At 58.0% G+C, this 12,604-nt stretch carries 12 protein-coding genes; 7 read left to right on the top strand and 5 right to left on the bottom strand.

Annotated elements, in window-relative coordinates:
* The first annotated feature begins 73 nt into the window (after positions 1–73).
* Positions 74–2,014 carry a transglycosylase SLT domain-containing protein gene (locus tag C4S72_RS02145; protein ID WP_104001423.1) on the top strand — a complete coding sequence of 647 codons (1,941 nt, stop codon included), beginning with the start codon at positions 74–76 and terminating at the stop codon, positions 2,012–2,014.
* Here the strand turns inward: C4S72_RS02145 and C4S72_RS02140 are convergent.
* Positions 2,002–2,271, bottom strand: a complete 270-nt coding sequence (locus C4S72_RS02140; protein ID WP_104001422.1) for a glutaredoxin family protein — start codon at positions 2,269–2,271, stop codon at positions 2,002–2,004. The two genes, C4S72_RS02145 and C4S72_RS02140, sit on opposite strands and share 13 nt — an antisense overlap.
* Positions 2,272–2,634: 363 nt before the next feature.
* Here C4S72_RS02140 and C4S72_RS02135 point away from each other — a divergent pair, with 363 nt between their 5' ends.
* The 5 genes from C4S72_RS02135 to C4S72_RS02115 all read left to right on the top strand — a co-directional run bounded on the left by C4S72_RS02135 (position 2,635) and on the right by C4S72_RS02115 (position 9,679).
* Positions 2,635–4,386 carry a PHA/PHB synthase family protein gene (locus tag C4S72_RS02135; RefSeq protein ID WP_104001421.1) on the top strand — a complete coding sequence of 584 codons (1,752 nt, stop codon included), beginning with the start codon at positions 2,635–2,637 and terminating at the stop codon, positions 4,384–4,386.
* A 99-nt stretch (positions 4,387–4,485) separates the two neighbouring features.
* Positions 4,486–5,916, top strand: a complete 1,431-nt coding sequence (locus tag C4S72_RS02130; protein ID WP_104001420.1) for an MATE family efflux transporter — start codon at positions 4,486–4,488, stop codon at positions 5,914–5,916.
* Positions 5,858–6,925 (top strand): DUF3080 family protein, encoded by a 1,068-nt coding sequence (locus C4S72_RS02125; RefSeq protein ID WP_104001419.1) that lies wholly within the window; start codon positions 5,858–5,860, stop codon positions 6,923–6,925. The genes C4S72_RS02130 and C4S72_RS02125 overlap by 59 nt, the downstream gene beginning before the upstream one ends.
* 163 nt (positions 6,926–7,088) lie before the next feature.
* Entirely contained in the window at positions 7,089–7,715 is a 627-nt protein-coding gene (locus tag C4S72_RS02120) for a transglutaminase-like cysteine peptidase (protein WP_235009020.1), read from the top strand.
* 14 nt (positions 7,716–7,729) lie between these two features.
* The gene (locus C4S72_RS02115) at positions 7,730–9,679 is read left to right on the top strand and encodes a bifunctional diguanylate cyclase/phosphodiesterase (RefSeq protein WP_104001418.1); all 1,950 of its coding nucleotides are present in this window, start codon (positions 7,730–7,732) and stop codon (positions 9,677–9,679) included.
* A 55-nt stretch (positions 9,680–9,734) separates the two neighbouring features.
* Here C4S72_RS02115 and trxC read toward each other — a convergent pair whose 3' ends face one another.
* The 3 genes from trxC to tusA form a co-directional block, all read right to left on the bottom strand.
* Positions 9,735–10,169: a thioredoxin TrxC gene (gene trxC / locus C4S72_RS02110; RefSeq protein WP_104001417.1), complete on the bottom strand. Its 435-nt coding sequence runs from the start codon at positions 10,167–10,169 to the stop codon at positions 9,735–9,737.
* Positions 10,170–10,262: 93 nt separating this feature from the next.
* Positions 10,263–10,853, bottom strand: coding sequence for a ProQ/FINO family protein (locus C4S72_RS02105; RefSeq protein ID WP_104001416.1), 591 nt, complete (start codon positions 10,851–10,853; stop codon positions 10,263–10,265).
* A gap of 2 nt (positions 10,854–10,855) precedes the next feature.
* Positions 10,856–11,098: a sulfurtransferase TusA gene (gene tusA / locus C4S72_RS02100; protein ID WP_104001415.1), complete on the bottom strand. Its 243-nt coding sequence runs from the start codon at positions 11,096–11,098 to the stop codon at positions 10,856–10,858.
* 127 nt (positions 11,099–11,225) lie between these two features.
* Between tusA and C4S72_RS02095 the strand changes: the two genes are divergently transcribed.
* Positions 11,226–11,507, top strand: a complete 282-nt coding sequence (locus C4S72_RS02095; RefSeq protein WP_104001414.1) for an antibiotic biosynthesis monooxygenase family protein — start codon at positions 11,226–11,228, stop codon at positions 11,505–11,507.
* A 24-nt stretch (positions 11,508–11,531) separates the two neighbouring features.
* Here C4S72_RS02095 and rlmM read toward each other — a convergent pair whose 3' ends face one another.
* The gene (gene rlmM / locus C4S72_RS02090) at positions 11,532–12,596 is read right to left on the bottom strand and encodes a 23S rRNA (cytidine(2498)-2'-O)-methyltransferase RlmM (RefSeq protein WP_104001413.1); all 1,065 of its coding nucleotides are present in this window, start codon (positions 12,594–12,596) and stop codon (positions 11,532–11,534) included.
* Positions 12,597–12,604: the final 8 nt, after the last annotated feature.

The following is a 12,604-nucleotide window of genomic DNA, read 5'->3' as shown; positions in this document are numbered from 1 at the left end:
GCTCCAGTCACGGTAGACTGCTACTAATTACAAAGCGTAACCCCAAATCGAGCTATCAGAGGATGAATCGCCGATGAAGCGCCAGAAGCTGCTCCCCGTTCTTTCCACCCTTTTGCTTCTTACTCCTTTATCGACCCAGGTCGCAGCGCTTACCCAACAGCAGGAGCTGTACCAGGAGACACTAAAAGCCGCACGCAGCAGTGATAATCCTCAGGTAGTCGCCGGGCTTAAACAACTCGGTGATTATCCGCTCAAGCCCTATATTCTTTACACCCAGTTGCGGGCCAGGCTCGACCAGCTCGATGCCAGGGACGCCCTGAACTTCAGCGAACGCCATCCAGACATTCCCCTTGAGGGGCGTCTGCGCTGGGCACTGACCACCTCACTGGGCGAACGCGGCGAATGGCAGCAGTTCACACAGCTGTATAAAACCCTCGACAACCCAAACACGACTCAAGAGTGCTATGCCGGTCGCGCCGCACTGGCCACCAACCAGCGCCAGGAAGCATACGCCATCGCCGGTCGTCTCTGGGTTGAAGGATCCTCTCAGCCCAACGCCTGCGACCCGCTGTTTGAGCAGTGGATGCAGGCCGGCGGCCTGACCGATGCCCATGCTCTGACGCGGGTACTGGCATCGCTGGAAGCAGGCAACCCGTCGCTGGCGAAATACGCGGCCAAACAGGCCAAGGCAGCGACCACCAGGCAGCAGATCGAATTTGCCCAGTCGCTTTACGAAAACCCGCAGCAACTGCTTGAGAACCCGTCCATTCTCACCAAGGCCAACCCGGAACACCGACGCCTGCTGATGCTTGCGGTCAACCGCTTGCGCCGTAGCGACCTGGATGCCGCCATCGATCTCTGGGTACGCGACCGCGAGCGCCTCTCCATACCTGTGGAAGAGCAGTTCGAGATCACCGACCGCCTGGGCATCTACAAGGCCAAACGCTTTCAACCCGACTCCCCGGCGACACTGGCAAAACTCGACCCGCAGTTCCAGCGTGATGACCTGACCGGCTGGCGTGCCCGGCTGGCCATGATCAACCAGGACTGGAAAGGGGTGGAAACGCTGATCGGCAAACTGTCCGCAGAAGAGCGCCAGTCCGAGCGCTGGCAGTACTGGCTCAGCGTTGCCCAGGAAAAACAGGGCCAGCAGGTTAACGAGCAGCTCAAGCAGCTGAGCAAAGACCGCACTTTCTATGGCTTCCTGGCCGCCGAGCTCAGCGGCTCAGCCTTTACCATGAATCATGAACCCGCTGAGCTGGATGAAGCGACGCTTACCCGCCTGGCTGCAATGCCTGCGTTCCAGCGCATACATGAACTGTTCGAACTGGGCGAGCTTTATGATGCACGCTCGGAGTGGAATCAGATTACCCGGATTCTTCCCCCCAGGGAGCAGCACCTGGCCGCGCACCTGGTCAGCAGCTGGGGCTGGTACAACCAGGGCATCCGCGGCGCCATACAGAGCGAAAAATGGAACGACCTGGATATCCGCTTCCCGGATCCGTTCCGCTCACTGTTTGATACCGCAGCAGAGCGCAACGGTATTACCAAAACCTGGGCCACCGCCATCGCCCGCCAGGAGAGCGCCTTCTGGATCCAGGCACGCTCTCACGCCGGTGCCCGAGGTCTGATGCAGCTGATGCCGGCCACTGCCCGAGACACCGCCAAGAAACACGAGCTGCCGCTTAACGGCCTGGGCTCGCTTTATGACCCCCAGACCAACATAGACCTGGGCAGCGCATACCTTGGCGAGATGTATCACCGCTTCGATAACAACCGGGTGTTTGCTACCGCCGCTTATAATGCGGGGCCAAACCGGGTGAACCGCTGGCTGCGGGACCGCGGTGAACTGCCGCTGGATATCTGGATCGAAACCATTCCGTTCGACGAAACCCGCAACTATGTGCAGAACGTGCTGTCGTTCGCGGTCATCTACGACACCCGCGCCGGCCGCCCTGCGCAACTGCTAAGCGACAGCGAGAAAAAGCTGCTGGCGTTCAATCAGGCGAACTGATCGCCCTTTGTTCCGCAGACCTCTGCCAGAAATTGACTGAACTGCCCTTCGTCGAAGGGCCAGTTCAGCTCCCTGCCAGATGCTGGCTCCCGCACCACCGGTATCCGGGTGGCATAACGCTCCAGCAACGAGTCATCAAAGGCGATATCCACCAGATCCACCTCTGCATCCCCGGGCTTAAGCACCGCCAGCAACACGGCGACAGCCTGATCGCAAAGGTGACACCCATCGGTTGTCATTAATTCAAGGTAAGGCATAGACAAAGTATCTTGATCCGACGCTATTAAAAGGAAGGCAATAAACGACCACAGGATACGCGCTGCAACCGCCCGGCGCGACGCCCCTGCTATCCAGCAACCCTATCCATCTGCGGATGACCAGAGCAAATTCATTTCTTTCGGGGCAATCTGCGCGAAAGAACATTAGAGAACAATGATTCTGCAACAACCCTATGTCATTATGCGGTATAGGGTTTTGGTAAACAGAACGATAACCTTGCGTTATTTGTGGTTGTTCTCGCCAACGCCTGCGTCTATGCTCAAAAATCAGTCTAGCGCTCAGGGCGCGAGCCCGCAGCTCCGGTACAGCACACCTATACCAGCAATGGAGTCGGCATATCTATGGATAAAAAATCAGAGAGCGGTAACTATTCCATCGATCCTCAGGAGTTCATGAACTACGTCGCGCATGAAACCAACAAAGTGCTGGATATGTTTTCAGCCAGCGGTGGCGACGACATTTTTCGGCAGTTCACCCAGTCCTGGACCGAGCTGGCAACGCGCTCGCTGGAAGATCCGACCGTCTGGATAAAGGCTATCACCGATTATCAGCAGGCCCAGTTCAATCTCTGGCGCAACCTGCTCAGCGGTAATACCAGTGAAACTCCGGTGGCCCAACCGGAAAAAGGCGACCGCCGCTTCCAGGGCGAAGAGTGGTCCACCAACCCGATTTACGATTACATCAAACAGTCCTACCTGCTGACTTCCCGCATGCTGGTCGATATGGCCGCCAACGCCAAGCTGGCTCCCACCGAGCAGTCAAAGCTGGAGTTCTACACCAAGCAGTATGTCGACGCCCTGTCACCGACCAACTTTGCACTGACCAACCCGGAAGTGTTGCAGCAGGCGATGGAAACCAAGGGCCAGAGCCTGGTTGATGGTCTGCAGAATCTGCTGGCTGATATCGAAAAAGGCCGCATTTCCATGACCGATGAAGACGCCTTTGAACTGGGCGTCAACCTGGCGACCACCGAAGGCGCCGTAGTCTTCCAGAACGAGATCTTCCAGCTGATTCACTACAAGCCGGAAGGCGAGCAGGTGTACGAACGCCCGACGCTGATCGTTCCACCAAGCATCAACAAGTTCTATATCCTCGACCTGCAGCCACACAACTCCTTCGTGCGCTACTGCGTGGAACAGGGGCAGAACGTATTCCTCGTCTCCTGGGTCAACCCGACCGCCGAACAGCGCGACCTGAGCTGGGATGATTACGTGGCAGACGGTGTTCTCAAGGCGATCGAACTGACCAAGGAGATCGGCGGCAACGACAAGATCAATGCTGTCTCCTGGTGCGTCGGCGGCACCCTGCTGGCCACTGCCCTGGCAGTGATGGCCAACCGCAAGGACGCCACCGTGGGCTCGGCCACCTTCCTGACCACGCTAACCGATTTCAAGAACCCGGGGGACCTCTGCGTCTTTATCGACGAGTACCAGGTCAAACAGCTAGAGAGCAAGGTCAACTCCCAGGGCGTGCTTAACGGCAAGGAGCTGGCAACTTCGTTCAACATGCTGCGCTCCAACGACCTGATCTGGTCCTACGTAGTCAACAACTACCTCAAGGGTCAGACCCCGCCGCCGTTCGACATCCTTTACTGGAACAGCGACTCGACCAACCTGCCGGCCAACATGTACACCTTCTACATCAACAAGATGTACCTGGAGAACAAACTGTCCGAGCCGAACGGGCTGGAAGTGTGCGGCGAACCCATTGATCTCGGCAAGATCAAGATCCCCTGCTATTTCCTCTCCACCGTGGAAGATCATATTGCACCCTGGAAAGGCACCTTCAAGGCGACCGAAACCTTCGGTAGCAACATTGAATTTGTGCTTGGCGCCAGCGGCCACGTGGCCGGTGTCATCAACCCCGCCTCCAAGAACCGTCGCAACTACTGGATCAAGGGCGAGCAGGGTCAGGGGGCGGATCACTGGTTTGAAACAGCGGAGCGCCAGGAAGGCTCCTGGTGGCCCAACTGGGCGGAATGGCTGCGCCGCCGCGCCGGTAAAAAGATCGACGCACCCAAGGAATACGGCAGCGACACTTACAAGGCGATCGAGCCGGCTCCGGGGTCCTACGTGCGCCGCCGCATCACCTGATAGTCTCCAATCCCCTCGCGAAAAACCAACCTCAACGGGGCGCTTCAAGCGCCCCGTTTGCTATTATGGCCCGCTTCAGATCTGACCGAGCAACTGTTCATGCACAAGGCAACGGATGAGGTAGCGTTCCAGGCCAACAGCCTCCTGAAAGCACGCCGTTCTGTTTTGCGTGAGACAGGCATCATCCTCACGCTCGCCTGGCCGATCATGATCACCCAGCTCGCACAGGAAGCGATGGGCTTTGTCGATACCCTGATGACAGCCCAGGCAGGCACCGATGAACTGGCCGCCATAGCCCTGGGCACCAGCCTCTGGCTACCGCTGATGCTAACCATGATCGGCACCCTGATGGCTACCACTCCCCTGGTGGCGCAGCAGGTCGGCGCCGACCGTGAGGCTGCCGCCGGACAACACCTGGCTCAGGCACTTTGTATAGCAGCCGTACTCGCCCTTATCGCCGTGTTTCTACTGAACAACACAACTCCCCTGCTGCAGCTTTTTAATTTACCCGAGCACCTGGCACAAAAGACCGCCGGTTACCTTGAGGCGATCAGCTGGGGGTTTCCCGCCTTGATGTTCTTCCAGGCGCTGCGCAGCTTCATGGAAGGGTTTGGCTCTACCCGACCGATCATGCTGATCGCCTGTGCGGGAGTAGTGCTTAACATACCGCTCAACTACCTGTTTATCTTTGGCGGCTTCGGTGTTCCCGCCCTGGGCGGCATTGGTTGCGGCTACGCCACCGCAATAGTCCTCTGGAGCAGTTTGATACTGGCGAGCATTCAGCTACTGCGCTCCCCTCGCTTTCACCTGGTTAGACACAGCTGGCGCTGGAGCTTCCCTGCCGCCGGGGCGCTGATCCACTTTCTGCGCCTCGGCGTACCCATAGGATTCGCGCTATTGATTGAAGCCAGTATGTTCTCAGTCATCGCGCTATTGATAGCCAACGATGGCGCCGAGGTGATCGGAGCTCACCAGATCACCTTCAGCCTCACCGGAGTGATCTTTATGATCCCGTTGAGCCTGGCACTGGCCCTGACCATCCGCCTGGGGCAACTGGTCGGCGCAGGCAACCACAGCGGCGCGCGATTCGCTACCCGTGTCGGCCTGCTACTGACCCTGTTGATCGCCATCGCAAACTCGGCACTGCTTGTCCTGGCTGGCCCAAGGCTGGCGCGCATTTATACCGAGTCCGGTGTAATGCTTGAGCTGACCGTTACACTGCTGGGTATCGCCGCCCTGTTTCAGTTGGCGGATGCGATTCAGGTTTGTGCCGGAGGTATGCTTCGAGGCTTTAAAGACACAGCAGTGACGCTGGCGGTGGTGTTTATTGCCTACTGGATCATCGGCCTGCCGACCGGGCATTTTCTCGCACGCAGCTGGGACCTCGGCGTTGCCGGCTACTGGTGGGGGCTGTTGACCGGCCTAACCTGCGGTGCAGTACTCCTGGCCAGCCGTCTATACAGGATCAGCCATGCGCCTAACCTTTGTCACACTTCTGCTGCTCGCCCTGGCCCTCAGCGGATGCAGTAAACCTACCGCCCGGGATATGCTAGAAAACTACACCGAACGTGTAGGTAACGCACTTGAGCAGACGGTTGACATCGATTTCGACGCCGCTCTTGCGCAGCGGCCCGCCTATCCGCCGCGCCGCGAGCGTCAGCTGCAGATTCCCGAGATCAGGGAAGGATTGATCGACGTGCTCGATTTCAGGCATTGCGACCTGCTTCACCGCATCGCTGAACGCAACACTTCGCTGGCCAAACTGGCGCCGGGATCCCAGCGCCTGATTTACGAACTTGAGATGCTGCCCGCGTTAAGACAATGCCACGACAAGCTCGCCGATAGCGACGATGAAGACCTGCAGGCGCTCAACCAGCGCGTAACAGCCATCATCGAAAGCAAAGAGCAAAGCCTGCCAGCGCTGACCTGGAACGCCATCTACAACAGCGAGGAGATGGAGCAACAGTTCGCGCTCGGCGCGCCCCCCTTGGGGCTACCCGAAGAGGGCGTAACAGCGGTACCCCAGACAGCACTTGAACACTTCGCCGACATCGCCAGTCTGACCAGGCAGCAAAACTGGCAGGCGCCAGCCTACACAGCCAACCTGGAAAAGGATTTCGAGCAGCTCTACCGCTCCAGCTTTGGTGCCGAATGGCTCACCAGCCTGGCGCTGCTGACACACACCCTGGAACAGACCGCCGCCGCCATTAATCAGCGCCTCGAACGTCGGCCGATCTGTTTCAAACAGCAACCCAACAACCAGGCGAGAATTATCCGCAATGTTTTCCAGCAGTTCTATGCCGGAGAGTTTCAGCCCTATCTGTCCTCGGTCGAACGCCCAGGCCGGCTATGGCGGGAATACCAGCTTAAAACCATCGCCGACCTGCCACTACCGCCAGCCGCAGCCGAGTATTTCACCAAGGTGTTCGATGCGGACAGGGACGACGCGCTATGGCACCGCTACCTTGAGGCCCGCGACCTGCATACCCAGAGTTGGCAGCGGCTGCTGCGCCAGTGCGGCATGATGCCCGGCAGCTGATCCGCAGCACAGACCTTCAACAGGCTTGAGGGGCGCCAGGTTTTGCCTCAAGATTAACGCGCTCAATACCGCAGGAAAGGACACCACCATTTCTGAGCTCACCAAACGCCGCTTCTTCCGCGCGTTTCGTTTTCCCCAATTGATCGGCTGCTGCTGTGCGGTCGTGCTTCTGCTGGCACTGGCAAGCCGGGCAGAGAATGGCGTGCGCCTGACTCCAGAACAGATTCAACACTTTCGTGAACTCTACGGCGAAGAAGCCGGCAAGCGTCTCAGCGCCTGGCAAAATCTGATAAAGGAGCTTACTGGCGCGCCACTGGAGAAACAGCTTCAAGAGGTCAACGCGCTCTTTAACCAGGTACGCTTCATCGACGATATCGTGCACTGGAAACAGGAAGACTACTGGGCCACTCCAGTAGAGTTCCTCATTACCAACGGCGGAGACTGTGAAGATTTCGCCATCGCGAAGTACTACACCCTGAAAGAACTTGGCGTCCCGGTGGACAAGATGAGCCTGACCTACGTTAAGGCACTGGAGCTTAATCAGGCTCATATGGTCCTGACCTACTACCCCACACCGGATGCCATCCCTCTGGTGCTTGATAACCTGATCGGCGAGATCCGCACTGCCGACAAACGCCCCGACCTGCTTCATGTGTATACTTTTAACGGCGACAATCTATGGCTGAGTAAACGTGGCCGACGGGCACAGCTGGTAGGCACCTCCGACCGCCTGAAACCCTGGGTCAAGCTGCAGTCCCGGGTCAACTCCAATAACGTTAACGTGCAGTAAAGGGTCACAAGGATATGTCTCTGGTCAAGCAACTTATCGCCGCCGTCCTGGCTGTCCTGATTGGGCTGGCTTCCGGCACTCTGTTTGTGATGTCAAACAGCGGTAAATCGATGCTGCTGCGCCAGCTTGAGTCCCACGCCCTGGATAGCGCCACACACCTGGGCCTCTACATTTCGCCCTATATGGCGGCGCAGGACACCGCTACCATCGAGACCGCCGTGAACGCCATTTTCGACAGCGGCTTTTACCAGCGTATTGCCGTCATGAATGCCAGCGGAGAGCCGCTTTACGTCAAGGAAACCCCGCCGGATATCTCTGCCAGCGTACCCGGGTGGTTCGTGAGCCTGGTGCATATAGACCCACCCTCAATGGAGCGCCCTATCACCCACCAGTGGCGCCACGTGGGCACAATCTACGTGCAGAGCAGCGCTGGTTACGCCTACGAACGCTTCTGGGAGGGCGCCCAGCGCGCACTGCTGCTGTTTGCTGTGCTCGCACTGCTCGCAGCCCTGATCATCGCGTTACTGCTGCGCTATCTTCTCAAACCTCTCGGCGAGGTTGAGCGCCAGGCCGAGGCCCTTGCCAGAAAAACCTACATAGAGCAGCCCCAACTGCCCAAAACCCGCGAACTGCGCAGCGTCGTCCAGGCCATGAACGCCATGGTGCGCCAGGTACAGCAGATGTTTGAGGAGCAGGCCCGTAATATTGAGGAGCTGAGAAGCATCGCCTACCGCGATCCATTGACCGGCCTGCTAAATCAGCGCGCATGCAACGCCCAGCTGCAGGCAAGGCTGGAATATGAGCGCGATTTTGGCCCGGCTACCTTAGTCCTGATCCGCCTGCGCCCCCTTTCTGAGATCAACCGCCGCTGCGGCGAGGACAGCACCAACCGCCTGTTAAAACTGGTCGCGGATGAGCTCCAGACCCTCGCTAACGCAACAACGAGCAACAGCCTGGTCGGCCGGCTCGGTGGTTCGGAATTCCTGCTGCTGACCGAGCAGCAACCGATGAAACTGCTCGCACCGCAGCTAAACCAGCTCCAGACAAAAACAGAAACAGAACTCGCCTCACTCTATCGCGACGGCTCGGCGCCAGCACACCCGCTGATTGCCGGTATCAGCCAAACCAGTGACCAGAGCAGCGCAGCATTGCTGATGTCTGAAGCCCGCCTCGCCTTGAATCACGCAGAGGAACATAACGAAGCGATTTACGAGTACAGTGGCGAGGCGCCCCGGGAAAATCTGTCCCAGAGCTGGCAGCAGCACGTGGCTAGCGCCATTCGTAATGGCCAGGTATTCCTGCAATACCAGAGTGTTATCGGAGGCGACCAGCAGCAGATCCATGGCGAGCTACTGGCCCGCATCCTCGATGAGGACAACGAACCCTGCCCCGCAGGCCGCTTTATCGGTGTGGCGCGAGAGCTTGGCCTGCTCGACGCCATGGACCGCGCCACCCTGTCAACGGCACTGGATTACGTAAGACGACACCCCGAGGGCGTGCGAATCGCGGTAAACCTGGGTGTTGACAGCATTACCGCGCAGGACTTCCCGCGCTGGCTTGGCGAACAGATACAGCAGCTGAGTACTCCGGAACGGGTCAGCTTCGAAATCAACGAGACGGTAATCCTCAACAACCTGGAGCAAGTGCAGGCGTTGCGTGCCCAGATACAGGCTCTCGGCGCCTGCTTTGGCGTCGACAATTTCGGTATCCACCCGAGAGGTTTCAGCTATCTCTATAACCTGAAGCCGGACTACCTCAAGATCGACGGCTCACTGATACGCGATATCGACACCAGCGACGAAGACCGCTTCTTTGTGCGCAGCCTGATCGGCGTCGCGCACAACATCGACGTCCCAGCCTATGCGGAGCATGTGGAGCGCAGTACTCAGCTGGACACCCTGATAGCCCTGGGCATCGACGGCACCCAGGGCTACCTGCACGGCAGACCCACGGCACTCAATTAACAATCGGGATGGAGTAAAAGAGCGCTCTCAAGCGGGCGGCGGTTATGAACGCCGCTCAGAGAGCGCCGGCGAGCCAGCTTTCCAGTGAGCGCTGATCCATGGCACCTGACTGCCGGGCAATCTCGCGACCATCCTTGAACAGTATCAGTGTAGGAATGCTGCGAATGGCGTAGCGCTGAGCCAAGGCCTGGGCAGCTTCGGTATCCACCTTGATGAAACGAGCCTTGGGCTCCAGATTCGCGGCAGCACGCTCAAAGACCGGCGCCATCATTTTGCATGGCCCACACCACTCGGCCCAGAAATCAACCACCAGTGGCAGATCGGTATTGGCGAGCACACGGTCAAAACCGGCCTGATCCAGAGCCAGAGGCTTCCCTTGAAACAAGGCTTCGCCACAACGACCGCATTTGGGAGATGCTGTCAGCCGCTCCTCTGCCACACGGTTAGTAGCCAGACAGGCGGGACAACTAAGGGTAAGATTGGTAGACATTCGATTCCCCATTCAACAGCCAGGGCACCCACCCTGTGGTCGGCGCTTCCAGTCTGTTAAATGGGGATAAGGCGGGAAAAGATCAAGCGACGATTAGCGCGCGCGCTTGTTCAGCTGCATCAGCATATCCAGCTTTTTATTGATGCGCTGCTCTTTAACCTGCTGCTCCTGCTGCTTCTGTTTGACACGCTCATCTTTCTGGCGCTCGCGACGCTGCTCGCGGATCTGCTTCAGTTTTTCCTGAGCATGAGCAGCTTCCTCTTCGCTGACCGTACCGGCCGCGCCGCCGTCCAGACCGACACGATCCGCGCCCGCCTGCAGGCTGCGCAGGTAGTGAGGGTTACGAACATAGCTGGCCAGGGCGCGCTTGATGCGGTTACGCGCGAGTTTTTCATCAGCAATCAGGTCTTCCTGAATACCTATTTTCAGCGGGCGCACATTTTCGCGGCTGAACACCTCAGGGTAGGTATCGAAAAGCAGCTGGAGCGCCGCCTGGTTCGCTGCCCGGTTCTTGGCGCGGTTGCGATTACTGGTTTCCGGTGACTTTTCGGTCTGGTTCACTGACACACTCTCTGGTTTATCACTCTGATCGCTGTAGCCTGCCGACTCCAGCGCCTGTAAACGACGCTCGCACTCATCAAGCAGCGTCTCTGTTGCCTGGCGCAGCTCTTCCACCTCAGCCACGTTCAGGCATCCCCTTTACGAATGAAGTAGATAAACACTTCATCCTCAACTAATTCTTCAAGCAGCTCATGCCCGAGAAACTGGCAGAACTTGGGAATATCACGCTGTGTGGAAGGATCGGTAGCGCGAATACATAGCACCTCACCCACCGCCAACTCACGCACATGATTGTGCAACATCATGACCGGCTCCGGGCAGAACAGACCGCACGCATCCAGAACCTGACTGGCTTCAATTTCGCCCATAATCCAATCCGCACTGTATAAAGTCGGCCATTGTCGCAAATTCGCTGGCACAGAGAAACCGAAGTTGCGACTTCAGCCTGCTGAATTATGCTTTAACGGTAAATACACCAGAGGGAGCTAACGGCGAATGATTAGAGTAATGATCGAAAGACAGATCGCCGAGGACCTGGGCGTCCATTATGACCACCTGTCCCGCGAGCTGCTGCAGAAGGCGATGCATTCTCACGGCTTTATTTCGGGAGAGGTACTGCACGACATGGACGACCCTAACCACAGGCTGGTGATGGCGACCTACCGAACTATAAACGACTGGCAAACATGGTACACCAGCCACGAACGGCGAGAGATGCTGGAGACCTTGACGCCCCTATTGGAACGGGACGAAAAGATCACCGTATACGAACATTGAGTCCGGCACACCTCAAGGCCAGCCTCAGAGGCTTAGCCAGCAGGTAATCTCTTCCCGGTCGTGGTAAAGGTGCTTGGCGCGCAGTTTGGCGCGGATGCCTGCAGCCTCTAGCTCGTCGCTGATCCGATCAAGGCAGCGACGGGTTTCCACATAACGCTGCTTCATCGGCAGTTTGAGGTTGAAGATCATATTGCGGCTCCAGCCGTTGACAGCCCAGTCGATCACCATCGACGTGGTACGCGCCGGTTTTTCAACCACGTCGCAGACCATCCAGTCCACAGGCTTGCTCGGATGGTAGACAAAAGCGTCCTCTCGCAAGTGTTCGACCTGCCCCGTCTCCATCAGATCTTCATTCATCGGGCCATTATCGATCGCCGTGACAAACATGCCCCGCTTTACCAGCTGCCAGGTCCAGCCCCCGGGAGCAGCCCCCAGATCAACAGCCCTCATACCGGGCGCCAGTTCCGCATCCCATTGATCGCGCGGTACAAACCAGTGCCAGGCCTCTTCCAGCTTGAGCGTCGAACGGCTCGGTGCAGCAGCGGGAAACTTCAATCGCGGTATGCCACCGGGCAGAGAGGCACTGTTTGCCACAGGAGCTACACCAACAAACATCTCCCGTCCGCTGAGTACGAAGAGATGCAGACGATACTTGGCGCGGCTTTTTCGTGGCAGCATCAGATCATGCTGACGCAGGTATGGCGCCAGTGCGGAAGCCAGCTTACGGCCGAAGCCCTGCAGCTCGCGGCCGTCGGTCGTATCCGGGGTTTCAACCACCAGTTCGGCGCATTTGGGAAGTGCCGCTACCTGTTCACCCAGAGGGGTCAGACGATCCTTGGGAGGCAGCTCGGTCAGCCCCGGCATGCAGGCAAACCACTGCCGGGTAAAGATCAACTCGCCAAACCGCAGGCGGGAAACCAGTTCTATGACATCACCGCCCTGTACATGAAAGCAGACATAACCACTGTTTTTTTCCAACCGGGGATAGCCATAAAAACCCTCAGCGGCGGCGACATCAGAGATTTCCGCAGCGCATTCGCCCTCGAACCCGGAACGACATAGAAGAATAAGTGTGTCAGCCTGGCTCATCGGCCCTC

This window comes from Marinobacterium lutimaris (genome assembly GCF_900108065.1).
Taxonomy (GTDB): Bacteria; Pseudomonadota; Gammaproteobacteria; order Pseudomonadales; family Balneatricaceae; genus Marinobacterium_D; species Marinobacterium_D lutimaris.
Note: the sequence above shows the minus strand (reverse complement) of the source record. Positions and strands in the feature narration are given on the sequence as shown.

Excerpts from the sequence above, each read along its gene's own strand:
- C4S72_RS02145 (WP_104001423.1), top strand. The coding sequence starts at position 74 with ATGAAGCGCCAGAAGCTGCTCCCCGTTCTTTCCACCCTTTTGCTTCTT.
- C4S72_RS02140 (WP_104001422.1), bottom strand. The coding sequence starts at position 2,271 with ATGCCTTACCTTGAATTAATGACAACCGATGGGTGTCACCTTTGCGAT.
- C4S72_RS02135 (WP_104001421.1), top strand. The coding sequence starts at position 2,635 with ATGGATAAAAAATCAGAGAGCGGTAACTATTCCATCGATCCTCAGGAG.
- C4S72_RS02130 (WP_104001420.1), top strand. The coding sequence starts at position 4,486 with ATGCACAAGGCAACGGATGAGGTAGCGTTCCAGGCCAACAGCCTCCTG.
- C4S72_RS02125 (WP_104001419.1), top strand. The coding sequence starts at position 5,858 with ATGCGCCTAACCTTTGTCACACTTCTGCTGCTCGCCCTGGCCCTCAGC.
- C4S72_RS02115 (WP_104001418.1), top strand. The coding sequence starts at position 7,730 with ATGTCTCTGGTCAAGCAACTTATCGCCGCCGTCCTGGCTGTCCTGATT.
- trxC (WP_104001417.1), bottom strand. The coding sequence starts at position 10,169 with ATGTCTACCAATCTTACCCTTAGTTGTCCCGCCTGTCTGGCTACTAAC.
- tusA (WP_104001415.1), bottom strand. The coding sequence starts at position 11,098 with ATGGGCGAAATTGAAGCCAGTCAGGTTCTGGATGCGTGCGGTCTGTTC.
- C4S72_RS02095 (WP_104001414.1), top strand. The coding sequence starts at position 11,226 with ATGATTAGAGTAATGATCGAAAGACAGATCGCCGAGGACCTGGGCGTC.
- rlmM (WP_104001413.1), bottom strand. The coding sequence starts at position 12,596 with ATGAGCCAGGCTGACACACTTATTCTTCTATGTCGTTCCGGGTTCGAG.